Annotated in this window: 20 protein-coding genes; 14 read left to right on the plus strand and 6 right to left on the minus strand. The window is 71.3% G+C overall.

The features are described from left to right. Positions 1-108: 108 nt before the first annotated feature. From AB0A95_RS08990 to AB0A95_RS09005, 4 genes are all read left to right on the plus strand, one after another. A complete protein-coding gene (locus AB0A95_RS08990; RefSeq protein ID WP_357555049.1) occupies positions 109-1,896 on the plus strand; it encodes an HSP90 family protein in 1,788 nt (595 codons plus the stop codon). A gap of 2 nt (positions 1,897-1,898) precedes the next feature. Then, positions 1,899-4,742 carry a hypothetical protein gene (locus AB0A95_RS08995; RefSeq protein ID WP_357555050.1) on the plus strand — a complete coding sequence of 948 codons (2,844 nt, stop codon included), beginning with the start codon at positions 1,899-1,901 and terminating at the stop codon, positions 4,740-4,742. A 103-nt stretch (positions 4,743-4,845) separates the two neighbouring features. Next, positions 4,846-5,436, plus strand: coding sequence for a TetR/AcrR family transcriptional regulator (locus tag AB0A95_RS09000; RefSeq protein ID WP_357555051.1), 591 nt, complete (start codon positions 4,846-4,848; stop codon positions 5,434-5,436). Positions 5,437-5,507: 71 nt separating this feature from the next. Continuing rightward, on the plus strand, positions 5,508-6,845 hold the full coding sequence (locus AB0A95_RS09005) for a biotin carboxylase N-terminal domain-containing protein (protein WP_357555052.1): 1,338 nt from the start codon (positions 5,508-5,510) through the stop codon (positions 6,843-6,845). 103 nt (positions 6,846-6,948) lie between these two features. On the opposite strand, the gene AB0A95_RS09010 is transcribed toward AB0A95_RS09005, so the two are convergent. Then, positions 6,949-7,776 (minus strand): hypothetical protein, encoded by an 828-nt coding sequence (locus tag AB0A95_RS09010; protein WP_357555053.1) that lies wholly within the window; start codon positions 7,774-7,776, stop codon positions 6,949-6,951. Positions 7,777-8,676: 900 nt separating this feature from the next. Here AB0A95_RS09010 and AB0A95_RS09015 point away from each other — a divergent pair. After that, entirely contained in the window at positions 8,677-9,597 is a 921-nt protein-coding gene (locus tag AB0A95_RS09015; RefSeq protein ID WP_357555054.1) for a hydroxymethylglutaryl-CoA lyase, read from the plus strand. Between the two features lie 54 nt (positions 9,598-9,651). Here the strand turns inward: AB0A95_RS09015 and AB0A95_RS09020 are convergent, their stop codons facing one another. Then, positions 9,652-10,212, minus strand: a complete 561-nt coding sequence (locus AB0A95_RS09020; protein ID WP_357555055.1) for a snapalysin family zinc-dependent metalloprotease — start codon at positions 10,210-10,212, stop codon at positions 9,652-9,654. Between the two features lie 170 nt (positions 10,213-10,382). Here AB0A95_RS09020 and AB0A95_RS09025 point away from each other — a divergent pair, with 170 nt between their 5' ends. The 3 genes from AB0A95_RS09025 to AB0A95_RS09035 all read left to right on the plus strand — a co-directional run bounded on the left by AB0A95_RS09025 (position 10,383) and on the right by AB0A95_RS09035 (position 16,011). Continuing rightward, positions 10,383-11,915, plus strand: coding sequence for an acyl-CoA carboxylase subunit beta (locus AB0A95_RS09025; protein WP_357555056.1), 1,533 nt, complete (start codon positions 10,383-10,385; stop codon positions 11,913-11,915). A gap of 78 nt (positions 11,916-11,993) precedes the next feature. Then, positions 11,994-13,142, plus strand: coding sequence for an acyl-CoA dehydrogenase family protein (locus AB0A95_RS09030; RefSeq protein WP_357555057.1), 1,149 nt, complete (start codon positions 11,994-11,996; stop codon positions 13,140-13,142). Positions 13,143-13,320: 178 nt separating this feature from the next. Then, complete coding sequence (locus AB0A95_RS09035; protein WP_357555058.1) at positions 13,321-16,011, plus strand: helix-turn-helix domain-containing protein; 2,691 nt, start codon at positions 13,321-13,323, stop codon at positions 16,009-16,011. Between the two features lie 228 nt (positions 16,012-16,239). Here AB0A95_RS09035 and AB0A95_RS09040 read toward each other — a convergent pair whose 3' ends face one another. Further along, positions 16,240-16,761 carry a MarR family transcriptional regulator gene (locus AB0A95_RS09040; protein ID WP_357555059.1) on the minus strand — a complete coding sequence of 174 codons (522 nt, stop codon included), beginning with the start codon at positions 16,759-16,761 and terminating at the stop codon, positions 16,240-16,242. Positions 16,762-16,861: 100 nt separating this feature from the next. On the opposite strand from AB0A95_RS09040, the gene AB0A95_RS09045 reads away from it, so the two are divergent. Continuing rightward, a complete protein-coding gene (locus AB0A95_RS09045) occupies positions 16,862-17,443 on the plus strand; it encodes a YceI family protein (protein ID WP_357555060.1) in 582 nt (193 codons plus the stop codon). Between the two features lie 271 nt (positions 17,444-17,714). Further along, positions 17,715-19,193 (plus strand): glutamate--cysteine ligase, encoded by a 1,479-nt coding sequence (locus AB0A95_RS09050; protein WP_357555061.1) that lies wholly within the window; start codon positions 17,715-17,717, stop codon positions 19,191-19,193. A gap of 160 nt (positions 19,194-19,353) precedes the next feature. Here the strand turns inward: AB0A95_RS09050 and AB0A95_RS09055 are convergent, their stop codons facing one another. Further along, the gene (locus tag AB0A95_RS09055; protein WP_357555062.1) at positions 19,354-20,823 is read right to left on the minus strand and encodes a hypothetical protein; all 1,470 of its coding nucleotides are present in this window, start codon (positions 20,821-20,823) and stop codon (positions 19,354-19,356) included. A gap of 126 nt (positions 20,824-20,949) precedes the next feature. Between AB0A95_RS09055 and AB0A95_RS09060 the strand changes: the two genes are divergently transcribed. Together AB0A95_RS09060 and AB0A95_RS09065 are read left to right on the plus strand one after the other, a co-directional pair. Continuing rightward, positions 20,950-21,636, plus strand: coding sequence for a PASTA domain-containing protein (locus tag AB0A95_RS09060; protein ID WP_357555063.1), 687 nt, complete (start codon positions 20,950-20,952; stop codon positions 21,634-21,636). A 159-nt stretch (positions 21,637-21,795) separates the two neighbouring features. Next, positions 21,796-22,677 (plus strand): PASTA domain-containing protein, encoded by an 882-nt coding sequence (locus tag AB0A95_RS09065; RefSeq protein ID WP_357555064.1) that lies wholly within the window; start codon positions 21,796-21,798, stop codon positions 22,675-22,677. Between the two features lie 60 nt (positions 22,678-22,737). On the opposite strand, the gene AB0A95_RS09070 is transcribed toward AB0A95_RS09065, so the two are convergent. Beyond that, positions 22,738-23,199 carry a hypothetical protein gene (locus tag AB0A95_RS09070; RefSeq protein WP_357555065.1) on the minus strand — a complete coding sequence of 154 codons (462 nt, stop codon included), beginning with the start codon at positions 23,197-23,199 and terminating at the stop codon, positions 22,738-22,740. A gap of 98 nt (positions 23,200-23,297) precedes the next feature. After that, entirely contained in the window at positions 23,298-23,582 is a 285-nt protein-coding gene (locus tag AB0A95_RS09075; RefSeq protein WP_357555066.1) for a hypothetical protein, read from the minus strand. 624 nt (positions 23,583-24,206) lie between these two features. Between AB0A95_RS09075 and AB0A95_RS09080 the strand changes: the two genes are divergently transcribed. Further along, positions 24,207-25,088, plus strand: coding sequence for a helix-turn-helix transcriptional regulator (locus tag AB0A95_RS09080; RefSeq protein WP_357555067.1), 882 nt, complete (start codon positions 24,207-24,209; stop codon positions 25,086-25,088). Next, positions 25,058-25,279 carry a DUF397 domain-containing protein gene (locus tag AB0A95_RS09085; protein ID WP_357066294.1) on the plus strand — a complete coding sequence of 74 codons (222 nt, stop codon included), beginning with the start codon at positions 25,058-25,060 and terminating at the stop codon, positions 25,277-25,279. The genes AB0A95_RS09080 and AB0A95_RS09085 overlap by 31 nt, the downstream gene beginning before the upstream one ends. Positions 25,280-25,470 lie beyond the last annotated feature (191 nt).

Genomic DNA, 25,470 nt, shown 5'->3' on the forward strand with positions numbered 1-25,470 from the left:
TGCCGGTTCGACCGGGTCGAGGGTCAAGCCGTCGAGACGAAAGAGGGACGCGCCTGTCGGTGATCATCGGTACGGTGGGCGCCGGCACCGGACCGGGGAGAAACAGGCGTGGACCACACTTTCCAGGTCGACCTGCGTGGCGTGGTCGACCTGCTCAGTCATCACCTCTACGGCAGCCCGCGGGTCTACGTCCGCGAGCTGCTCCAGAACGCGGTGGACGCGATCACCGCGCGACGTGCGGCCGAGCCGGACGCGCCGGCACTGGTCCGCATCGAGACCCCGGACCGCACCGGGGACGGCACCCTGCGGGTGCACGACACCGGCATCGGCCTGACCGAGGCGCAGGTGCACGAGTTGTTGGCCACCATCGGCCGCAGCTCGAAGCGCGACGAGCTGGGCTTCTCCCGACACGAGTTCCTCGGCCAGTTCGGCATCGGCCTGCTCTCCTGCTTCCTGGTGGCCGACGAGATCCAGGTGCTCACCCGGCACGGCGACAGTCCGACGGTTCGCTGGACCGGGTACGCCGACGGCCGGTACGCGGTGAGGCTTGCCCCGCCGGAGGCCGCCCGCGCCGAGCCGGGCACCACAGTCACACTGGTGCCCCGCCGCGACGCCGACCAGTGGTTCACCACCGCTACCGTCACCGACCTGGCCCGACTCTTCGGGGCGCTGCTGCCGGTCACCGTCCGCGTCGGCGACGTCGTCACCACCACCGGGGCACCGCCGTGGCCGACCACACCGGGTGCACCGCTGGACCGCGCGGCACTGATCCGCTACGCGCGGGAGACGCTGGGTGTCGACCCGTTCGACGTGCTGCCGCTGGCCGTGCCGGAGGCCGGGCTGACCGGCGTCGCCGTCATCCTGCCCACCCCGGTGAACCCGGCGGCCCGAGCCGGGCACCGCGTCTACCTCAAGCGGATGCTGCTCACCGAGAACGCCGACGGGCTGCTCCCCGAGTGGGCGTTCTTCGCGCACTGCGTGGTGGACGCGACCGAGTTGCGCCCGACCGCCAGCCGGGAGGCCCTCTACGAGGACACGCTGCTGACGGCGACCCGGGAGGCGCTCGGCGACCAGGTGCGCGGTTGGCTGGTCCGGCTGGCGCGGCACGACCCGCACCGGCTGGCGCAGTTCCTCCAGGTGCACCACCTCGGCGTGAAGGCCCTGGCGTTGCACGACGACGAGATGCTCCGGCTGGTCGACAGGTGGTGGCCCATGGACAGCAACGTCGGCACGCTCACCCTCGCCGAGTTCCGCGAGCGCTACGGCGTGGTCCGCTACGCGGCGAGCCTCGACGAGTTCCGTCAGCTCGCCGCCGTGGCCGCCGCGCAGGACCTGGCGGTGGTCAACGCCGGCTACACGTACGACACCGAACTGATCGAGCGGCTGCCGGTGGTGGACCGCTCGGTGTTGATCGAGCGGCTGGAGCCGAGCGACCTCACCACCCGCTTCGACGCACTCGACCCGTCTGTGGAGTTGGCGCTGCGACAGTTCCTCACCGCGGCGCAACGGGCCGTCGAACGGTCCGGCTGCGAGGTGGTCATCCGGGCGTACGAGCCGGTCTCGCTGCCCGCGCTCTACCTGGTGAGCCGGTCGGCCGCGTTCAACGACCAGCTCGCGGCCAGTCGGGACCGGGCCGACGAGCTGTGGGGCGGCGTCCTCGACGCGCTCGCCGCCACCGCCCCGCCGGACCGCCCGCAGTTGGTGCTCAACCACCGCAACCCGCTGGTACGACGGGTGGCCACGCTGAGCGACCCGGAGCTTGTCGGTCTCGCCATCGAGGCCCTGTACGGGCAGGCGCTGCTGCTCGGCCACCATCCGATCCGCGCTGCTGACGCCGCGCTACTGAATGATTCCTTCCTCGGCCTGCTCGGCCGGGCTGTTCCGGGACGGGAGTGAGCATGAGCGACGATGATCTGTGGCGGGTGCTGCGCGGGATCGCCGACATGCCGTACGGGGCGGGGCAGATCGCCGCGCTGGAGCAACTGCTGCGCCGGGTGGACGCCTCCGACGATCGGCAACTCGCGTTCGTCACCAGGATGCAGGCCACCACCGGTTACATCTACGGCGGCGAGCCGGCGAAGTCCTTCGTGACCTTCTCCTGGTGTCTGTCCGAGTTCGACAGTGACCCGCAGCCCTACCACCAGCGTCACCTGCACCAGTTGCTGTGGCACTTCAAGTACATGGTCAACGGCCTGCTGAACTTCCCCGAGGTGCCGCTCGACCGCACGTACGCCGTGCTGGACGACATGGAACGCCGCTACCGGGCCGGCGGGCACAGCCTCCAGACCGTCCACAAGCACCGGTTCGAGGTCGCCGACCACGTGGGTGACGCCGAGGCGGCCGCGCACTGGTACCGGCTCTGGCAGACCACCCCGCGCGACGAACTCTCCGACTGCGCCGGCTGTGATCCGACGAGTCAGGTGAGCTACCTCGCCGACAACGGGCGCGACGCCGAGGCGGTGGAGCTGTCCGAGCCGGTGCTCGCCGGCCGGCTCAGCTGCAACGAGCAGCCGCAGGCGATCCTCACCGCGCTGCTCCTGCCGTACCTGCGAACCGGGCGGGTCGAGGAGGCGCGGGACGCGCACCGGGAGGCGTACCGCCGGCAGCGCGGCAACCTCGCCGACCTGTGGGACATCGGCGACCACATCGAGTTCTGCACGTTGACCGGCAACGAGGCGCGGGCTGTGGAGCTGGTCGAGCGACACCTGGACTGGTTGGACAAGCCGCCGTCGCCGGCCGCCGCCATGCACTTCGCGGCGGCTGCCGCAGCGGCGTTGCGGCAGGCCGGCGAGTCGACAGTGTATCGCCGGGCCGCCGAGGGCCAGCCGGCCGCCGAGGTGTCCGCGGCTGCGCTGGCGGACGAGTTGGCCGAGACCGCGACCGGTCTGGCCGCCCGCTTCGACGCCCGTAACGGCACCGCCCACCAGTCGGAGTGGATCGCCCGTCGGCTGGCCGTGCGGGCGAGCGGGGAGCATCTGCCGCTGTCGGCGAGTGTCCGCCGCCGCCCGACCGGTCGGACCGCCGACCGGGCGGAGCGGGTACGGCCCGGCAAGGCTGAACGACCCCTCGTTGACCTGCCCGCCGACGCCGGCCCCGAGGACCTGCTGGACCTCGCGGACCAGGGCTGGGGTCGACACGACCAGGCCACCTTTCGGGCGGCGCTTGCCGCCTTCGACGAACGGTTCGGCTCTGCCGAGCTGCCCGCCCGTACGTCCGCGCACCGGTTGGCGCTGCGGGCGGGCGAGCGTGCCGACGAGGAAGACCTCGAGAGCGCGGTCGAGCTGAACCGGGCGGCGCTGGAGCTGTACCGGGAGGTGGGTGAGGACGTGCCCGCCCAGGTGATCGCCGGGCGGCTCGGCGTGCTGTTGGCCCGGTCCGACGAGGGCGCCGAGGAGGGGCTGATGCTGGCCCACGAGGCGGCCGAGGCCCTGGACCGGTCCGGCGACGCCCGGGAGCGGGCGGGCGGACACGTCCGGGTGGCGTCGGCGCTGCTGCACCGGGAACGCTGGGCGGACGCGCTCGCCGCGCTCGACCGGGCACCGGCCGACGCGGGCGGCGACAGGCATCTGCTGGCTCGGATCGCGACGTACCGGGCGCACCTGCTGGAGCAGTTGGACCGCCTCGACGAGGCTCGCGTCGCCGTCGACGAGGCTCGCCAGCTCGGTCGTGAGCTGGGCGTCGGCGAGGTGATCCTGACCGCCTGCCTGGCCCATGCGCGGATGACCGACGATCCGGCGGACGCCGTGGCCGCCTGCGACGAGGCGTTGGAGGCGGCACCGGCGGACGCCGAGCTGCCGGTCCGAGTCGCCCGCGCTCGGGCGTTGCAGTCGGCCGGCCGGGCCGTGGACGCGGTGGACGACTTCGTCGAGGCGGTGACGCTGTGCGTGGAGCGGGGCGCCGAGGGGGACGCGTTCCTGCGGTGGGAGCTGGCGAACGCGTACCAGATGGTGGGCCGGCTCACCGAGGCCGCCGAGGTCGCCGAGGAGGCCGTGCTCGGCCTGGATCGGATGGGCGCCCAGGCCGAGGCCGACCGCTGTCGGCACCTGTTGGCCGGCGTCTACGCCAGGCTCGGTGCTGTTGACCCGGCGTTGGCCCTGCTGGAGCAGTTGGCCGTCAATCTGGACGGCCCGGACAATCTGCCCTACCGGGCGCAGGTGCTGGAGGAGGCCGGCGGGATCCTCTTCGACGCCGACCGGGACGCGCTGGCGGGCGAGCGGTTCGCCGCCGCGGCTGAGGAGTACCGGCTCGGCGATCTGCCACTGGACGAGCTGCGCGCCCGCCGGCGGGAGGTGAACGCCTGGCTCTGGGCCGATGACCGGGAAGCGGCGCTGCGGGCCGTCGAGGTGGTGGACGGGGTGGCGGCGAAGCTGGCCGGGCAGACGGAGCCGTCGGTGACGTACGAGCTGGCGATGGCGGCCGAGTGCGGAGCACGGGTGCTCACCGGGGAAGGTCGACTCGACGAGGCGTTGGACCGGCTCGACGGGGTGCCCGACCGGTTGCGGTCGATCGAGGCGTTCAGTGAGGCCGCCATGGCCGAGCGACTCACCGGTGAGCTGCTGCTGCGCCTGGACCGGCCGGCCGAGGCGGAGGTGCTCCTGCGCCGGGTGCTCGGTGGGCTGCCGGCCGACGCGCAGCCGGTCCGCCAGACGGCCTGGCTGCTGGCTCGTGCGCTGGATCTGCTCGATCGACCCGCGGAGGCCGCCGCACTGCGTGCGGAGCACGACCTGGAGGAGGACGACTGACCCGCAGCGGGCCGCCCCCGACCAGGTCAGGGGCGGCCCGACAGCGGTGCGAGCGAAACTCACCGGCAACCACCGCACACGGTTCGCGGTCTAGGCTTGCCCGGTGACGGTGGAGCAGCAGACACGGGGTGCGGGCCGGCGCAGGTCCCGCAAGGACGAGATTCTGGAGATCGCGGTCGGTCTGTTCGCCGCCCGTGGTTATCACGGTGTGTCGATGGACGACATCGGCGGGGCCGCCGGGGTTACCGGTCCGGCGCTCTACCACCACTTCGCCGGCAAGGAGGCCATGCTGGCCGCCGCGCTCATCCCGGTGAGTGAGGGGTTGCTGGCCGGCGGGCGGGAACGCGCCGCCGGGCGCTCGGACGACCCGCGCGGAGTGCTGGAGTCGCTTATCGATTTTCACGTCGAGTTCGCGCTGGCCAACCCGGCAGTGATCGCGTTGCACCTGCACGAGTTGGACCGCCTGCCGGAGGAGCCGCGGCGACGCATTCGCCGCCTGCAACGGCTCTACGTCGAGGAATGGGTGACAGTGCTCACCGCGCTGCACCCGGGCATGCCCGACGGCGAGGCGCGGGTGCTCGCGCACGCCGCGTTCGGCCTGATGAACTCGACCCCGTTCCTCGGTGGTGAGGTGGACCGGCGACGTCGTGCCGAGTTGTTGCGCGGTGCGACACTGGCCGCGCTGCTCGCCTGAGCCGACTCGTCAGAAGCAGGCCGGTCATGATTCCCTGACATCGTCCCAACATCCGGACGCCGGGAGGAAAAATGATCGAGTCACTGCTGGTCGCCAATCGGGGCGAGATCGCCCGCCGGATCATCCGCACCGCCAGGCGGCTCGGCATCCGCGCGATCGCTGTGTATTCGGAGGCCGATGCCGACCTGCCGTTCGTCGCCGAGGCGGACGAGGCGGTCCTCATCGGCGCACCGGCCCCGGCGCAGAGCTACCGCAACACCGAGGCGATCCTCGCCGCCGCGAAGTCGACGGGTGCGCAGGCCATCCACCCCGGGTACGGCTTCCTGTCGGAGAACGCCGACTTCGCCCGTACCGTCGAGTCGAGCGGCCTGATCTGGGTCGGGCCCCCCGCGGACGCGATCACCGCGATGGGCGACAAGATCAATGCCCGGAACCTGATGTCGGCGGCCGGTGTCCCGGTCGCGCCCGGCACCACCGATCCGGCCGCCGACCTGGACGCGGCGCTGACCGCCGCCGCCGAGATCGGCTATCCGGTGATGGTCAAGGCCGCAGCCGGCGGTGGCGGCATGGGCATGGCCGTGGCCGTCGACGAGACCGCGCTGCGCACCGAGTACGACAAGGTGCGGGCGTTCGCCGAGCGGATGTTCGGTGACGGCTCGGTGCTGATCGAGCGGTTCTTTCCCCGGGTGCGGCACGTCGAGGTGCAGATCCTCGGCCTGGCCGACGGCCGGGTGGTGGCGCTCGGCGAGCGGGAGTGCTCGGTGCAGCGACGCAACCAGAAGCTGGTCGAGGAGTCCCCGTCGCCGGCGGTCTCGCCGGAGCTGCGGTCCCGCCTCCTGGCGGCGGCGGTGCGCGCGGGTGAGGCGGTCGGTTACCGCAACGCGGGCACTGTGGAGTGCCTGCTCGATCCGGCCTCCGGCGAGTTCTTCTTCCTGGAGATGAACACGCGGCTCCAGGTCGAGCACCCGGTGACCGAGTACGTCTACGGCATCGACCTGGTCGAGGAGCAGCTGCGGGTGGCGTCCGGGTTGGCCCCGACCTTCGATCCGGACGCGCTGACGCCACGTGGCCATGCCATCGAGATGCGGATCAACGCCGAGGACCCGAAGCGTTTCCTGCCCGGCCCCGGTGTGATCAGGACCTGGGTGGAGCCGACAGGTACGGGTGTGCGGGTGGACTCCGGCTACACGGAGGGCAACACTGTCACGCCGTTCTACGACAGCCTGCTGGCCAAGCTGATCGTCAGCGGCGCCACCCGAGACGAGGTGCTCGACCGCGCGCAGGAGGCGGTGGCCGCCTTCCGGATCGAGGGCCCGAAGAACAACGTCCCCTTCTTCACCGAGCTGCTGATGAACGAAGAGTTCCGCTCCGGCTCCTACGACACCGGCATCGTCCCCCGCATGCGCTGACCCAGCCCACCCCGGTCGGGTTGATCAAGAGCTTCGTGTCATCCGGGGCCGAAATCCTGACACCAACCTCTTGATCAACCCGGACCGGCGGGGGTGGTGGGCCTCAGGGACGGTTGCGCAGGTTGTGGCCGCGGGTGTGCCAGGGCTCGGGGGCCAGCTGGGGCGGCTGCTCCCTGCTCTGCCCGGGCAGGCCGACGGTGCCGGTGTCCAGCCGGGGTGCGCGGTAGCGGTCGTGCGCCGAACCGCCGGCTCTGGCTTGGCTGGGCGGGAAGTGTCTGGTGTTGGGCGGCGGCCCGTTCAACGGGTCGCGTTGTCGAGGCAGGGCGTCCGGCGCGGGGCCGCCGCTCATCGACTGACTGGCAAGGTCGGCCCGTAGCTGGCTGATCTCCACCCGGTGGGCCACCACCGTCTGTTCCAACTCCTCGATCCTCTGCTGTAGCCGCCGTTCGAGGTCCGAGCCGGTGCGCGCCTCGGTCGACCGCTCGGCCCGGTCGCCGCGGGTGCCGGTCGGCGGCTCCTCGTCGCGGGCCAGCGTGTACAGCTCGGCGAAATGGTTGAGCGTCGCCTGGCGGAGCGCGGCCGGCAGCACATGCTCGACCACCAGCACCACCGTCTGCCAGGGCGGGCCCTTGCTCTCGGCGGTGAAGTGCCGGGACAGCCTCTTGCGCAGACGGGCCAGCTTCTTGCGCGAACCCGCCCGGTCGCGTTCGGATCGGGGCTTGTAGATCCGATCGGCCAGCTTCTGCCAGGTGTCGATCGGCCCGATGTCGGGGCAGTTCTCCACCACGTCGCGGACCGCCAGCGCGTACGTCGCCACGGCGGGGTTGGCGTAGCGCCGCTGGTATTTCGCTTCCAGCGTGGATCTCGGGACCAGTCGGTGTCTTCGGGGGCGTTCCTCGGGCGGCAGCGGGATATCTGCTTCCGTGGTCATGTCGTTCCTCTCAAATTGGTCGTCATGCGGGTCCTTCCAAGAGCGCACATGACTCGGACCAGTATTTGTACCGCCTCTGATCAAGCATCCGTGTATTGAAGCCTGTGTCACCAGTCAGATTCTGGCCGGGTGGCTGGCCGGGTAGGGCTGCCCGATGACCGATCGTTCAGCCCTTACGCCAGAACGTTTTTGGCCGGGTCGTGGTCGCGCCGCGTGCGCCGCACGGGTTGGCCGGGTCGAGCTGCCGCGACCCGGTCACAAGATCGTCATGTTCCTCGGACCAGGTCGTTGTCGTAGCGGACGGGAAAGCGCCCACGCTCATACCGATTGGTTGTTGATCGTGGGAAAGTCGTGGAACTTCCATCGACGGTGAGTCCCATCGCTATTGCGGACCGATTACCGGGAGGATGAGATGATCGGCAATGGTGTGCGCCGGCCGAACGAGAGTCGGCTTATGGTCGGCATTCTGCGAAAGGCGTCCCTCGGCACCGATGGTGCCGTGGTGCTGGCCCTGGTCGTGGGTCGAGAGGACGCCGCCGCGTGCGCCGGCGCCCTCTCGACCGCACTCCGATGCGCTGCGGAGCTCTTGGAAGGACCGTCGCAGCGCTGACCACCGGAAGCGTGCTGACGGCGGGGCCGAGCCGATGGCCGGCCCCGTCGTCCCGCCGGCATCAAGGTAGCCACCCCTGTGCCGGTGGTTCTATCGCACCGGGAGCGAACGGAACCTTTCGGTCCGATTGGGCCCCGAAGGGTGGCCGGAAGCTGGCCAGAAGGGCCACTACGGCAGGCCGGGCCGCGCGCCCCAACTCGGCACGTCGGGCCAGCAACCGGTGCCGCTACCGTTGTCGGTGCAGGGCTGGAACAGCCATGGCCCGACGTCACAGCGAGGTGACCACCCTTATGACAGACCTGCCAAACTCCGTGTCGATTCGCGAGGTCGGGCCACGGGACGGGTTGCAGAACGAGGACCCCATCCCGACCGAGGCCAAGGTGCGCCTGCTCGACGCCCTCTCCGGCACCGGCGTACGCCGGATCGAGGCGGTGTCGTTCGTGCACCCCAGGGCGATTCCGCAGATGGCCGACGCCGACGAGGTGTGGCAGCGGGCGGTGCGGGCCGACGGGGTGCGCTACTCGGCACTGGTGCCGAACACCCGAGGCGCCCAGCGCGCCCTCGCGGCCGGTTTCACCGAGATCGAGGTGGTGGTCTCGGCCAGCGACACGCACAACCGGCGCAACGTCAACCGATCCACCGACGAGTCACTCGACGACATCGCCGAATTGGTCGATCTGCTGCACGGCGCCTCCGCGCGGGTCGAGGTGATCGTGGCGACAAGCTTCGGCTGCCCGTACGAGGGGGAGATCGACCCGAAGCGGGTGGCCGGGATCGTGGACCGGGTGGTCCGTGACGGCGCGGACCGTGTCGCGTTCGGCGACACCACCGGCATGGGCACGCCGCGTCGGGTCCGTGAGCTGCTGACCGCCGTACGCGACCGGGACGCAAGCGTGCCGGTGCTGCTGCACTTCCACAACACCAGGGGTACGGCGCTGGCGAACCTGTTGACCGCGCTGGAGCTGGGAGTCACCGAGTTCGACGCCAGCGTGGGTGGTCTGGGCGGCTGCCCGTACGCACCGGGGGCGAGCGGCAACCTGGCCACCGAGGAGGCCGTGCACATGCTGCACGACATGGGCATCGACACCGGCATCGACCTGGCGGCTCTGATCGAGGTGGCGGAGTTGGCCGAGGAGTTGCTCGGCAAGAAGCTGCCGTCCGGCGTGCTGCGAGCCGGCCCGCGTACCCGGCTGACGCCGCTGCCGAGCTGAGGCCGCGACGAAGGGGCCGGCGCACGCGCCGGCCCCTTCCATCTGTCAGGTCGATCAGCTCACCGGGGTGAGCACGCTCGGCCAGCTGTCCCGGAAGATGTCCGCACTACGGTCGGTAGCGCTGAACGTGCCGGCGAAGAGGTTGCTCACCCGGTTCGCCTCGGCGCTGCTCGGGTACGGGTTGGTGCAGCCGGTGCCCGCGCTGCCACCGGACATCAGGATCGCGCAGTTGCCGTTGTAGTTGTCCGGCAGCCCGAGGATGTGCCCGATCTCGTGGGTCATGATCCGCAGCGGGCTGTACTGCGCGGCCTGCTGGGTGTCGATGTAGACCCGGCCGTTGCCGAGGCTGGTCCGCACGGCGTACGAGCCTCCACCGGTGATCTGGTAGATCCGCAGGTTGGAGCCGCAGTTGGCGGAGAGGGTCAGGTTGACTGTGGCGTTGTTCCAGATCGAGGCGGCCTGGTTGGCGGTGCCGGCGTAGGCGCCTGCCTGGCTGGTGTTGTAGCAGATGGTCGCGGCGGCGGACGCGGGCGCGGGGTTGGCGACCGTGACGCCGAGGGTGGCACCTGCCGTCGCCACCAGGGCGACCGCGAGCCGACTGAGTCGTGAGGTCATCGCTGACTCCAATCCGGGAGGAGGGGGTGTCAGGAGCCTAGCGACAAGTATTCATGTTATTCAATGTCTTGTGCTGGGCCTCGCCCGTCTGATTCGCTCATGGGTCGCGGGCGGTCGCGCCGATGCGCTAGCCTAACGATCGTTCAGGTCAGTATGGCGGAGGAGTCGGCGTGACGCTCGACGGTGAGGCACTGGAGCAGCTGCGCAAGCGAGCCCGGTCCGGCGGCGCGGACAAATACCATGCCGCCAACGCGGCCAAGGGCAAGCTCTTCGCCCGCGAGCGGGTCGCACTGCTTGTCGACGAGGGCTCGTTCGTCGAGGACGGCCTCTACGCCAACGCGCTCGCCGATGGGCTGCCCGCCGACGGCGTGGTCACCGGCACCGCCACCATCGACGGCCGGCAGGTCTGCCTGATGGCCAACGACTCCACCGTCAAGGCCGGCAGCTGGGGCGCCCGCACCGTCGAGAAGATCATCCGGATCATCGAGCGGGCGTACGGCGCCGGCGTGCCGATGGTCTACCTGGTCGACTCGGCCGGCGCGCGCATCACCGACCAGGTCGACCTCTTCCCCGGCCGCCGCGGTGCCGGCAAGATCTTCTGGAACCAGGTCCGCGCCTCCGGCTCGATCCCGCAGGTGTGCGCGCTGTTCGGCCCGAGCGCCGCCGGAGGGGCGTACATTCCGGCGTTCTGCGACGTGGTGGCACTCGTCGACGGCAACGCGAGCATGTATCTCGGCTCGGACCGGATGGTCGAGATGGTCACCGGCGAGAAGACCACACTGGAGGCGATGGGCGGGGCCAAGGTGCACACCGCCGAGTCCGGCGTCGGGCACTTCCTCTGCAAGACCGAGGCCGACGCGCTCGACGTGGTGAAGACCTACCTGTCGTACCTGCCGGCGAACTGGACCCAGACGCCGCCGACCGCCCCGGCGGTCGCCGCGCCCGCGAAGGCCGACCTGGCCGCGCTGGTGCCGGTCAGCGAGCGGCAGGCGTTCGACATGCGGCGGTACGTCAAGGGCCTGCTCGACGAGGGTTCCTTCTTCGAGATCCAGGCGCTGTGGGCCAAGGAGCTGACCATCGGCTTCGGTCGGCTGGACGGTCAGGTCGTCGGCGTGCTCGGCAACAACTCGATGTTCAAGGGCGGCGTGCTCTTCGTCGACTCCGCCGACAAGGCCACCCGGTTCGTGCAGCTCTGCGACGCGTTCAACGTGCCGCTGCTCTTCCTCAGCGACGTCCCCGGCTTCATGGTCGGCAGCGCGGTGGAGAAGCAGGGCATCATCCGGCACGGCGCCAAGATGATCACCGCGATCTCCGAGGCGACGGTGCCGAAGATCTGCGTGGTGGTTCGCAAGGCGTACGGCGCCGGCCTCTACGCGATGGCCGGCCCCGGGTTCGAGCCGGACGCCACCATCGCCCTGCCCAGCGCGAAGATCGCGGTGATGGGGGCCGAGGCCGCCGTGAACGCCGTCTACGCCAACAAGATCTCGGCGATCGAGGACGAGGCCGAACGGGCCGCGTTCGTGGCCGCCAAGCGTGCCGAGTACGAGCAGGACATCGACGTCGTCCGACTCGCCAGCGAGCTGGTGGTGGACGCCATCGTCGAGCCGCACGACCTGCGCACCGAGCTGGTCCGTCGCTTCGCCGCGGCGCGTACCAAGGATCGGCACTTCTCTCGCCGTCGGCACGGCGTCACCCCGGTCTGACCCGACGGCCGACCCCGTACCGCCACCCGTCCCCGGCGTCACGAGCGCCCGACGGCACCGTCCCCACAGGAGGATGAGATGGACTTCCGGCTCACCGACGACCAAACGGCGCTGCGGGAGAGCGTGCGGGACTTCGCGCGCGAGGTGGTCGCCCCGGTCATCGCCGAGCACTACGAGCAGCACACCTTCCCGTACGAGGTGATCCGTCAGATGGGCAAGATGGGCCTGTTCGGCCTGCCCTTCGGCGAGGAGCACGGCGGCATGGGCGGCGACTACTTCGCGCTCTGCCTGGCTCTGGAGGAGCTGGCCCGGGTCGACTCCAGCGTGGCCATCACGCTGGAGGCGGCTGTCTCGCTGGGCGCGATGCCGATCTACCGGTTCGGCACCGCCGAGCAGAAGGCGACGTGGCTGCCCCGGTTGCTCAGCGGCGAGGCGCTGGCCGGCTTCGGGCTCACCGAGCCGGGCACCGGTTCGGACGCCGCCGGCACCCAGACGCGCGCGGTGCTCGACGGCGACGAGTGGGTGATCAACGGTTCGAAGGCGTTCATCACCAACTCGGGGACCGACATCACGGCCATGGTGACAGTCACGGCGGTGACCGGCACGAACCCGGACGGTTCCAAGGAGCTGTCGACGATCATCGTGCCGACCGGCACGCCCGGGTTCACCGTGGCACCCGGCTACTCCAAGGTGGGGTGGACCGCCTCGGACACCCACGAGCTGACCTTCGACGACTGCCGGGTGCCGGCGGCCAACCTGCTCGGCGAACGGGGCCGCGGCTTCGCCCAGTTCCTGCGGATCCTCGACGAGGGTCGGATCGCCATCGCGGCGCTCGCGGTCGGCCTGGCCCAGGGCTGCGTCGACGAGTCCATCAGGTACGCGAAGGAGCGGCACGCCTTCGGCAAGCCGATCGGTGCCAACCAGGCCATCCAGTTCAAGATCGCCGACATGGAGCTGAAGGCGCACACCGCCCGGCTGGCCTACTACGACGCTGCCGCCCGGATGCTGGCCGGCGAGCCGTTCAAGCGGCAGGCCGCCATCGCCAAGCTGCACGCCAGCACTATCGCTGTGGACAACGCCCGGGAGGCCACCCAGATCCACGGCGGGTACGGCTTCATGAACGAGTACCCGGTGGCCCGGTTCTGGCGGGACTCGAAGATCCTGGAGATCGGCGAGGGCACCAGCGAGGTGCAACGCATGATCATCGCTCGTGATCTGGGCCTCTGAGATTCCCACCGGGTAGGCCTGTGGCGAAGTCCAACAAGGGGCTTTGACACAGGCCCTGGGCCGCCCAGTCGGCCCCGACCGGGCTGTCCGTAGGGCTGTCGGATTATCGGCCAACGGGGCGTCGGTAGCCCGACGTTCGGCTGCCGACGGTCGTAGTCCATCCGTACTCTTCGTGGCCATGACTCCGGATCATGATCGGTCACGGAGCCCGGCTGGGCGTACCCCCCTGTCGGAGCTGCTCCGCGGGCATCGACGTGCCGCCGGCCTGACCCAGGCCGAGCTGGCTTCCCGGGCCGGGGTGGGTGTGCGGACGGTGCGTGACCTGGAGCGCGGCCGGGCGGTCCGGCCGCAGCGGACCACTGTCGAGCTGCTCGCCGCGGCGTTGGCGTTGGCCGGCACCAGCCGGGCGGCGTTCCTGGCCGCGGCCCGCGGCCCCTCCGGCGCCGACCCGCCCCGGGCGGACGCCACCCCGACGGCGCTCGGGATCGGTGGCAGGACGACGGCGGAGGCGGCATCCGTCGACCTGCCGGCGGCACTCCCGCCGCCGGTCGCGCTGGTCGGCCGGGATCGTGACCTCACGGAGCTGGCCGAGATGCTGACCGCCGAGCGCGGGCCTCGGCTGGTGAGCCTGGTCGGGCTGGCCGGGGTCGGCAAGACCGCTCTGGCGACGGCGGTGGCGCATCTGGTGGCCGTCGACCATCCGGCCGGTGTGGCCGGGATGCTTGTCGGCGAAGGCTCGGACGGGCCGGACGTGCTCGCCGCCTCGATGGGCGTCCTCGGCGCGGCGCGGCTACCGGAACTCGTGACCCGGCTCGCCGGGCAGCCGGCGCTGCTGGTGATGGACGCGGTGGAGCGTGCGCCCGGCCCGGTGGCCACGGCGCTGCACCGGCTGCTCGCCGCGCTGCCCTCGCTGCGGGTGTTGGTCACCGGGCGGCACCCGGTCGGCCTGCCCGGCGAGAGAGTCTGGCCGGTCGCGCCACTCGACGTGCCGCCACCGGGCGCGGAACGTTCCGGATCGACCCCGCTCGACACGTGGCCAGCTGTCGCGTTGTTCATCTCCCGGCTCGCCCAGGTCCGTCGGGAGCCGCCCACCCGCGACGAGTTGCCAGCGCTCGCCGCGCTGGTCCGCCGGCTGGGCGGGCTCCCCTTGGCCATCGAGCTGATGGCCGCCCGGGGCCGACTCCTCGACCTCACCGAACTCCTCGACCGGTACGGCGACCGGGTGCTCGACCTCGCCACCCCCGCCGAGCCGGCGGCCCACCCCGGCTGGGACGCCCCGGATGCGCGCACCCGCTCCACCGGTGAAGCCGACACGGGTTCGGCGGCGGGCTCGGTCACCCTGCGCGAAGCGGTGGCGACCAGCTACCGCCTGCTGGCGCCGGACGAGCGGGCAGCGCTGCGGCGGCTCGCCGTGTTCGGCGACCGCTGGTCGGTGGAGTTGGCCGAGGAGATGCTCGGCGACGAGGCCGACCGGGACGGCACAGTGGCGATCGACCCCGTCGCGCTGCTGGACCGGTTCGTCGAACTGGGGCTGCTGAGCGTACGCGGCACCGGGCCGTTCCGGTTCCGGCTGCTCGACGCGGTCCGCGACTACGCCGTCGAGCAGGCGGCCGGCGCCGGCGAGTTGACGGGCATCCGACGTCGGCACGCCGAGGTGATCGCGCGCCTGGTGGCCCGGACCGCGAGCGACCTGGTCGGCCCCCGGCTGCCCGACGCGGTGCACCGGCTGGACGAGATCAGCAGTGACATCAGCTCGTCGCTGGTCCACGCCGCCACCGACGACCCGTTGACCGCGCTGCGGCTGGCGGCGTGCCTGACCCGCTGGTGGCGGTTCCGTGGGCGCGACGTCGCCGGGCGGCAGTGGCTGCGGCGGTTGCTGGCGGACCCGCGGACCGCGCACGCCGCTCCGATCCTGCGGGGCTGGGCCGCGCTCGGGGTTGCCCGGCTGGCGGCCGAGCACGGCGCGGGCGCCGAGGAGCTGTCGACGGCGCGTGCGGCGTTGGACATCTTCCGGCAGGCCGGCGACGTCACCGGGGAGTTGGAGGCGCGAAACATGCTCGGCACCCTGCTGATCTCCGTCGGCGGGCAGGACGAGGCTCGCGAGCAGGCCGAGACGGCGCTGCGGTTGGCCGCCCGCAATGGACGTACCCGGGATCTGGCGGTGGCCCAGAACAGCCTCGCCTGGCACGAGATCCGGACGGGTGACCTGGCCGCGGCCCGGCGCAGGCTCGCCGCTGTGGACCGACTCGCGGCCGAGAGTGGCGAGCAGCGACTTCGGGTGTTGGCCTGGGCCAACCGAGCCGAGGTCGCCCGTCTGGAAGGCTGGTACGCGGACGCCGTCGACCAGGGCCGGCGGGCGATCGCGGCGTTGTCCGAGTTGGGTGATCCGAGACGCCGCCGCCGGGTGCTGGGGAAACTCGGGCTGGCGTTGGCCCAGGACGGGCGTGGTGCGGAAGCGACAGAGGTGCTCACCGAGTTGCGCGCGGGGACCGTCGACGCGATGGCGGCCGAATCGCCGCGGGCGTCGGCTCGGCGGGGCGTGGTGCCGCGACAGCGCTCGGAGGACGCGGCGCTCTCCTCGGGTGGGCCGGAGGCTGGGCTCTGTGCGCTGATCGAGGGCAATCTGGCGCTGCACCGGGGTGACCGGGAGTTGGCCGCCGAGTGGTTCGCCGCCGCCGTCGACGCCAAGGGTCAGGATCACCGAGACGTGGTGGAGGCGCTTGTGGGACTGGCCGCCAGCACCGCGAACCCAGCCGTCCTGGACCGGCTGGAGCGGGTCTGCGAGGAGAGCGGCATTCGGCTGCTGCCACAGGAGTCAGGCCTGCTCTACGCGCTGACCGCAGTCCGGAGTGGCCCGGAAGCACCCTAGTGCTCTGCCGCTGGCGAGCACGCGGCTGATGGACGTCGGGGCGGGGAGTGGCGCGGACGAAGAGCCCCCTTGGTGCTACCCCTCGCTGATCGCCCGCGCCGTCACCCCCCGGTTGATCCCCGGTGCAGGAAGCCTGCCACCGCCATGGAGGCGGAAAGTCAGGTTAAGCGGCATTCTTCGGCTTGGCTGGCTCAGTTCTGCCGCTTTTTCTGCCGCTACTGGCCACTGTCACCGCCCCGGTGCGCACCGCTGGGTGCCGGCGGTCTGCTGCTCGGGGCTGACGTCGTCGCTGCCGGCGGTGGCGCACGGATGCGCGGCGTCGCGGACCCGGCGTAGCCCGTCGAGCAGGGCCGCGAGTGCCTTCGGGTCGAGTTGGCCGGTGAACCACTGCTCGATCATCTGTAGATGCCCGGGCAGCGTCTCGTTCAGTCGCTGCATTCCCGCGGCGGTGACGACCGCGTACGAGCTGCGCCGGTCGTTCGGGCAGGCCCGCCGGGTGAGCAACCCGTCACGTTCCATCCGGTCGACCACGCGCGTCACGCCGCTTGTCGACAACGAGGTCTGTGCGGCGAGGTCGGTCATCCGTAGTTGGTTGCCCGGCGAGCGGGCCAGTCGGGTGATGACCTCGAACTCGACCGAGGAGAGGCCATGCTCCTCGAGTTGGGCGGTGAACCGGGCTGACAGCCCGGCGTGTGCCTCGAAGAGTAGGCCGACAGCGGTGATCCGGGGATCGTCGAAGACGTTGGTCACTTGTTCATCCTAGCAGTACTTGACACAGGGAATATTGTTGCGGTTATATTTGCTTCGGCAGTCGTTCGGCTATTAAACATTCCCCCTGGAGGACAGCAGCATGACCAGCAGCACCGATGTGGTTACCCGCGACTGGGACGGCCTCACCATCCCGGCGGCTGGCACCTACGCGCTGGACGTGGCACACAAGCGTGTCGGCTTCGTCGCCCGGCACATGATGGTGAGCAAGGTCCGCGGTGAGTTCAAGGAGGCGACCGCCACCATCACCATCGCTGAGGATCCGCTGCAGTCGTCGGTCTCCGCCACCATCCAGGCCGCCAGCATCGACACCAACCAGACCGACCGGGACGCGCACCTGCGCAGCCCCGAGTTCCTGGACGCGGAGAAGTTTCCGACGCTCGAGTTCCGCAGCACCGGGGTCAAGTCCCGTCGTGGCAGCGAGTTCGTGCTCACCGGTGAGCTGAGCATCAGGGGCGTCACCCGTCCGGTCGAGCTGGAGGCGGAGTTCGAGGGTGTCGGCCGCAGCCCGTTCGGTCAGGACATCTTCGGTTTCTCCGCGAGCACCGAGATCGACCGTGAGGAGTTCGGTCTGACCTGGAACGTCACCCTGGAGACCGGGGGCGTGCTGGTCAGCCGCAAGGTCAAGATCGAGATCGAGGGTGAGGCCGTCCGTCAGGCCTGATCTGCCCCGGATCGCCGGTACACCGGGCCCGCGCCGCACGTCGGCGCGGGCCCGGTGTCGTCTCCACCGCCAGCCCCGAGATCGTGGTAATTGTCACGACTTGTTCGCGCCGCCCTCGGGTCCATCGGGTGAACGACGGGGTACAGATGGCGCCACGAGTGCGTCCGCTCCGGCCTCTGGCCCCGGTCAGGTGCGCGCTCTTACCGTGAAGGGTTCACAATGCGCTTGCCGGGAGGCAGAATCCCGACCGCGCCGGCTGTCGGGAGGACACATGGGCAAGGACGTCGCGCAGGGCGCCTTCACCCGGGAGGATCGAGTCCGCTACCGGCAGAAGGTGCGACGGTGCCTCGATGTCTTCGCCCTCATGCTTGACGACTTCGGGTTCGACGCCGACCGGCCGATGACAGGGCTGGAGATCGAACTCAACCTGGTCGACTCGGCGGCCGAGCCGGCGATGCGCAACGAGGAGATCCTCGCCGACATCGCCGATCCGCTGTTCCAGACCGAACTGGGACAGTTCAACCTGGAACTCAACGCCGAACCCCGACTGATCGACGGCACCGGCTTCGCCGACTACGAGCGCGACCTGCGCGGCAGCCTCTCCAGAGCCGACGAGCGTGCGGCCAGATCCGACGCGAAGATCGTCCTGGTCGGCATCCTGCCCACCCTCACCGAGGGGCACCTGGTGGAGGACAACCTCTCCACCAACGAGCGCTACCGGGTGCTCAACGACCAGATCGTGGGCGCCCGCGGCGAAGACATCGAGCTGGACATCCGCGGTGTCGAGCAACTCCGGACGCACACCGACTCCATCGCCCCCGAGGCCGCCTGCACCAGCCTCCAGTTCCACCTCCAGGTCGCACCGGACAGCTTCGCCGACTACTGGAACGCCTCCCAGGCCATTGCCGGCGTGCAGGTGGCGGTGGGCGCGAACAGCCCCTTCCTGTACGGGCGTCAACTGTGGGCCGAGACGCGGATCGCCCTGTTCCAGCAGGCCACCGACACTCGCCCGGACGAACTCAAGGCCCAGGGCGTACGACCCCGGGTGTGGTTCGGTGAGCGGTGGATCACCTCGATCTTCGATCTCTTCGAGGAGAACGTTCGGTATTTCCCGCCGCTGCTGCCGATCTGCGAGGACGAGGACCCGGTGGAGGTGCTGCACGCCGGCGGTGTGCCGCAGCTCGGGGAGTTGAGGCTGCACAACGGCACTGTCTACCGGTGGAACCGCCCGGTCTACGACATCATGAACGGTCGACCGCACCTACGGGTGGAGAACCGGGTGCTGCCGGCCGGCCCGACGGTGGTGGACATGCTCGCCAACGCGGCCTTCTACTTCGGGCTGGCGCGGGGTCTGGCCGAGGCGGACCGCCCGATCTGGAGCCAACTCACCTTCAGCTCCGCCGAGGAGAACTTCCAGGCCGCCGCCCGCCGGGGCCTCGATGCCGTGCTGCACTGGCCCGGGCTCGGCGACGTGCCCGTCACCAAGCTGGTGCTGGAGTGGTTGCTACCCACCGCCGCGGCCGGCCTGGACGGGTTCGGCGTCGCACCGGCCCAGCGGGACCGGCTGCTCGGCATCATCGAGCAACGCTGCCGCACCGGCCGCAACGGCGCCGTCTGGCAGACCGAGGCGGTGTGGGCGGCCCAGCGGGGCCTCGGCATGGACCGGTCGGCCGCGCTGCACCACATGGTCCAGCGCTACGCCGAACTCCAACGCCTCAACGAACCCGTCCACACCTGGCCAGTCCCCTAACCCACCCCCACCCCCCACCCCACCCCCGATCGCGTCGATCATGAGGTTATTGCCGCGACACGCCGTGTCGGATGGCAACAACCTCATGATCAACGGGGCGGGGCGGGGCGGGGCTGGGTGGGGTGGGGCTGGGCGGGGGCGGGGAGTGGGGGTGGGTGGGTTAGTTGGAGGTGGGGCGGGTGGATCGGCGGGTTGCGCCGGTGGGGCGGGCGCTTGGTGTCGGAGCCTCTGCGGGGGCGGAGACGGATGGTTCGGTGCGCGGCGCGGGCACCCTCGGTGCGGATACCCGGGGCGCTGCGTCCGGACCTGGCGCTGCGTCCGGACCTGGCGCTGCGTCTGGACCTGGCGCGGCACCCGGGCCCGGTGTGGGGCCTGCCGTGGTTGTCTGGAGTGCGGCGTCGGTCCTGCCGCGTCGAAGCGTGGTGGCGACGGACGAGCGGGAAGTCGACGGCTCAGAGTCGGGCTCGGCGTACGGAGCCGGATCGGTCCCAGGGGTCGGCCCGTCGACGGTGGCTCGGGTCGAGTCGACCTGAGCAGCCGGGCGGGCGTCCGTCCTCGGGACCGGGGCAGCCGCACCCCGACTCCGCTCGGCGCGATCGGCGAGGACAGCGGCCACCACGGAGCCGCCGATGCCGGCGAGCACCGCGTACGGGGCGATCAGCTGGGTGGACAGCTGCGCGGGGCCCAGCGTCGACAAGTGCGGCAGGGTGGTCAGGTAGGCGAGCGCGACGAGCACCGGACCGGCGGCGCCGGAGGCCGCGGCCCCGACGCGGTGCCCGACCGACCGGGCGCTGCGCCGGGCGGCCAGCACGCCGATCAGCAGCGCGGGCACGAGTGCCAACAGTGCACCGGGCCAGTAGAGCTGGTCGGCGATCCAGTATCGCGGCTGGTCCGGATCGAGCTGCCAGGTGCCGAGCTGGGCACCGGTCAGCCCTCGTCCGACGCGTACCCCGTCGATCACCGAGACCACCGCGAGCAGCCACAGCCAGGCGGCGGTCGCTGTCACGTTGACCGCGGCGGCCCGAGAGCGGAGCGCCCAGACCGCGACGAGCACACCGATCAGGATGCCCAGCGACGCCTGCACGGCGGCGGTCAGTTGCGGCTCGCCGGTGTCGGCGCCGGTCGCGACCCTTGCGGGAACGGCGATCAGCAGTACGGTGACCAGCCCGCCGACCCCGGCGCCGAGCGCCAGGGCCACCCGCCGCAACAGGCCGCCTCGGTCGTCGGACGGCACCTCGGCCGGCTGCGGCGACCGCCTCTCGGCCGTCTCCGGGCCGGACCGGTCGTCGGCCGGCTGGGGTGATCGCCGGTCGGTCGTCTCAGGGTCTGTGGTGTCGATGGCAGGTGGAGGCGCGACGTCGGAAACCTCGGTCGCCGGCGGCTTGGGCGTCGTGGATGCGCCGCGCTGGTGTAGCCGCTGCGCCCAGACCGCGCCGAGGACCGTCGAGCTGGCGGCGAGCCAGGTGGCCCAGGCGAGGCCGTCGGCCCAGGCCGTGTCCGTGGCCCCGAGATCGGTGGGCGTCCAGGTGATGACGCCGAGCCCGTAGCCGAAGCCCAGTTGCGCGGCGCCCGCGCCGGCAGCGATTCCGATCGCGGTCGCGATCGACACTCCCCAGCCCTGTCTGGCCATGCCGGGCAGCGTAACGTCCCGTCGTCGGTGCGGCGAGTCGCAACGACCCGCCGGTATGGACGGACCGTCGGTGCGGCGGATTGGGCGGCGGGCGGTACGGTCGCCGGTGATGAGGCGGTGGGCGGTATGACGGACACGAACACGGGCTCGCAGGATGCCGCGGGCGGCGGCACGAGCCGGGCCAGCGTGCTGCTGGGTGGTGGGTTGGCCGTTGTGCTGCTCGCCGCGATCGGCGCGACCGGCGGCTGGCTGTTGGCCGGCGACGGTGACCCACCCTCGAGGGATCCGCTGGCCGCCGCGACCACGACCGCTCCGCCGACCAGCCGGGCCACCGCGCCCCGGCCGAGCACCGGCCGGGCCACGCCGTCGGCCGTCCGCACCTCCGCCACGGCGACCAGGGGGTCCGGGCTGACCGTGCCACCGGTGGTCGGCACCGACTTCGAACAGGCCCGGGACGTGCTGCGCGAGCAGCGACTGGGCTGGCGGCTGGTGTTCGGCGGCGGGTCCGGTCGCACGGTCGAGAGCACCTCACCGACCGTGGGCACCGAGGTCGCCCGGGGGACGACTGTGCAACTCCAGGTGGCGGGGCCGGCACCAGCGGCCGAGGTGCCGGACGTGGTCGGGAAGGACTGCGCCAAAGCCGTCGACGATTTGATCGACGAGGGCCTCTACCCGCGTTACATCAGCGGCCGCAACGGAAAGGTCGCCCGGCAGGAGCCGGTGGAGGACGGCCCGGCCCGGTGGAACGACGAGGTCAGCATCTGGTGCGGGTCGGGCGCTCCCGAACAACCGACGGCGAAGCCCACTCCCTGATCTCGGGCCGGCAAGCCGCGGCTGCCCGGCGGGATCGGTGCGCCTCGCTTGTGCGCGGGCGGCGCGGCTCGGCACGCTGCTCCCCACCGATGGCCGGTTGGGAGGCTAGGTTGACGGTCGAGGGCCATGACGCCCGTCCGGTCCGGGAAAGGACGTGCGATGAGCGACGACCGCCAGGAGCCGCCCGCCGGCGAGCACGACGACGACCGGACCCGCCCCCTGCCACCGGCCACCGACCGGGCGGAGCCACCGCAACCGACCCGACCCGCCAGCGCACCGGACGAGACGGCGCCGATCGACCGGGCGGCCCCGGCTCATCCCGCCGCGTCGCCCGACCAGACCATGCCGATCGACAGTTCCGCGGGCACGCCTGCCGGGCCGGGCACGCCGCCGGGTACCCCGGTCACTCCGGGCACGCCGGCGGACCAGACGACCCGGATACCTGTGGAGCAGACGACCTCGCCGTCGTGGTCCGGGCGGGCCGAGGTGCGACCGTCCCGGCCGGAATCCGGCAGCGAGTGGTACGTCGAGGAGCAGGGCGGCCGGCGCTGGTGGCTGCCGATCCTGTGGGGTGTGCTCGCGCTGCTGCTCGTCGGGCTGCTCGGGGGAGCGCTCTGGTTGGCGCTCGCCCAGCGCGATGACGACCGGGACGACCCGGCTGTCACCCCGTCAGCCCCGTCAGCCAGTGCGACAAGTGCCACGAGTGCCGCACCGACCAGTGCCTCCCCCAGCTCGGCGGCACCGACAAGTGAGTCACCGAGCGGTTCGCCGACCACCAGCGCGCCGGACGAGGTGCCGGTGCCGCCCCTGGCCGGGCTGCCGCAGGCCACCGCCGAGGGGTTGCTGGGCCGGCTCGGCATCTCCTACCAGGTGGTGTACCGCCCGTCGGAGCTGCCACCGGGCACCGTGGTGGGCACCGAGCCGGGAACGGGCACGCCGGTGTCGACCGACGACGAGGTGTCGTTGATCGTCTCCCAGGCCCGGCCCTCGACCGGGGTGAACCCGACCGCGCCGACTCCGACGGTCACGAGCACGCAGTGACCGGTGGTCACCGCCTCCGGCGGCGGGTGCCAGCCGGGCCGAGGCTGACCTGACCGGTGCTCACCACCTCCGCCGGCGGGTGCCGACCAGGCCGAGGCCGGCCATGGAGATGGCGAGACCGAAGATCCCGGACCAGAACAGGGAGCGGCGGACGTCCGGCGCGGTGTCGTGGGCCGGAGCTGCCTCGGTGAGTTCCTGACGGCCGTCGGACTGGCCTCCGGCGCCGCCGCCGACCACCGGCCCGGTCGGGTCGGTGCCGACGGCATGCTCGCCCGGGCCATCGGCGCCGAGCCAGTCGGGTTCCTCGTGCGCCGGTGGACCGTCGTCCGTCGGCGGGTCGGCGTCGACCACGGTGATCTCGGGTGCGGGCACCGGTGTGGCCAGCCGGGTGGACGACATCGCCGGGTCGTGGACGAGGACCAGGATCGTGGCCACCGCGCCGAGGAGGGCGAGCAGTCCGAATGCGTAGGCGATGAGGGAGCGGTGGTGCCGCCGCAGGGCGGGCTGATTGACCATGACCATCCCAGGGTCAGGGTCCTGGACGCGCGGGTGGAACAGTGCCGGGGTGGGCGTACCAATTCTATGGTGACGGCACGCCCACCGGCGGCGGATCGGGTCGGTCAGCCGACCCGGATCGGGGTACGCGTGACCGGTCGCCGGGCGCGTACGGTGTGCGGGCGCGGCTCGGGGGCTGCCTGTAGCTGTTGCAGCCCTGCCCGCTGGACGAAGATCGACCGTCTGTTGACCGCGTCGCCAGCGGTGTTCAACTCGTAGCCGTCGAGCCAGAGCCAGCCGTCATAGGTGGGCCAGTCCAGCACTCGGATCACCCGGAACTTGATGGGCCTGAGGAACTGGACACTCGCCGCGCGAGTCACGAGCAGTACGTCACCGGTGCGGGGAAGCACATGGGCTCCTGGGGAGGAATGGCCGGCAACTGTGCCGGCGGTGCCTGAACGGGGGACGTCTCGGCCGGCGACGGGGTCGTGCCTCGTGAACCGGTGGTGCGGATGGCGGTGGCCGGGCCGTACCTCGCTGGTGGCGTGCCGCCACCCGACCACCACCCGGATGCTTCCGGGGGCCGCGCCCGCCGCCGCAGCTTGCCGGCTTGCAGCAGCGGGGTCTTTACCCCCGGAGCAGGTCTCGGTCGTGTCGGCCGGGCCCGCGTCGCGCCCGATGCCCCCGGCTCGGTGGGGTCACCACTGCGCGGGAGTGGACGGAGACGCTGAGTAACCCGTGCCATACGGACAGAGTGCATGAGGGACGTGCCACATGCAAGTTGCACGTCGACTTTTGCCGATACGTGAGCGAGTCCCGCGAAAGGCCTATTGAAGCCTTCCTCGTACGGACGGCACACTGGGACCGGTTTCGCCCGTCGCGGCCGGCCGAGGACCGACACCACCCCTCGTCGCGAACGCCCGCCGGACGACGGTCGCGCCACCGGCGGGTGTCATCAGTGGCGCGTCGACCGGAGGTAGCCCGAGTGGGGTCGAGCAGCCAGCGGCGGGGATCAGCGATTCGCGGTTTGCGCGATGAGTGAGCGGCGCAGTCCCACCATCAGACGGCGGAGGCTCGGCGCGGAGCTGCGCCGCCAGCGTGAGTCCGCCGGGATCACCATCGAGGTGGTCGCCGAGCAGTTGGAGTGCTCGGCGTCGAAGGTCTCCCGGATCGAGACCGGGCACACCACCGCCACCCCGCGCGACGTCCGGGACATGCTGCGGATCTACGGGGTGGTCGGCGCCGAGAGTGACGAGCTCGTGCAGATCGCCCGGGAGGCCCGCCAAAAAGGTTGGTGGCATCCGTACAGCACGGTGCTCGTCGGCGCGTACGTCGGTCTGGAGGCGGCGGCGAGTTCGATCCGGGCGTACGAACAGCAGGTCGTGCCGGGTCTCCTGGAGACCGAGGAGTACGCCTCGGCGATGATCCGCGCGGCCCGGCCGGACTTCACCGCCGATCAGGTGCACCAGAGGGTGCGTGTCCGTTTGGGCCGTCAGTCGTTGTTGACCCAGGACGATCCGGTCGATCTGTGGGTGGTACTCGATGAGGCGGTGGTACGTCGGCCGGTAGGCGGGGACGAGGTGATGCGTGGCCAACTCAAGCGGTTGGTCGAGGTTGCCGAGCTGCCGAACGTGACGCTGCAGGTCCTGCCCTTCGAGGTGGGCGCGCACGCCGGCATGGACGGCACCTTCACGATCCTCAGCTTCCCTGAGCCCGGTGATCCGGATGTTGTGTACGCGGAGAACGCCACGGGTGGGCTTTTCCTCGAGAAGAGCGACGAACTGCAGAAGTACAGCTTCATCTTCGATCACATCCGCGCTGCGGCCATACGTCCAGAGGAGTCTGTCGCACACATCGCAAAACTGGCAGAGGAGCCGTTGTGGAAATGGCGACCAAAGGGTTCCCCGTGGACCTGACGCAGGCAGCATGGTTCAAGAGCTCGAAGAGCGGGCCGAACTGTGACAACTGCGTGGAGGTGGCGTACGTGACGGGGGCGGTCGGAGTGCGGGACTCGAAGGACAAGGCGGGCCCAGCCCTGGTCTTCGCACCGAGTGACTGGCATGCCTTCGTCGGCGGCACCCGAGGCGGTGCGTTCGGCGCGGTCTGACCGAGTGGTCAACTGAGGTCCCCGTCCGGATCCGGACGGGGACCTTGCCGTGTCCGGGGGAGGGTCGGGCGGGGTGGCGGGGCGAGGTTCCGCCGGGATTCCCGTCGCCACAGCCGGCCCGTCTCGTTGAACCGGTCGGTACGGCGCGGGTCGACGACCCGTCGCCCCGACCGGCAACCGAGCGAGGTAGG

This window comes from Micromonospora sp. NPDC049230 (assembly GCF_040647875.1).
GTDB lineage: Bacteria > Actinomycetota > Actinomycetes > Mycobacteriales > Micromonosporaceae > Micromonospora.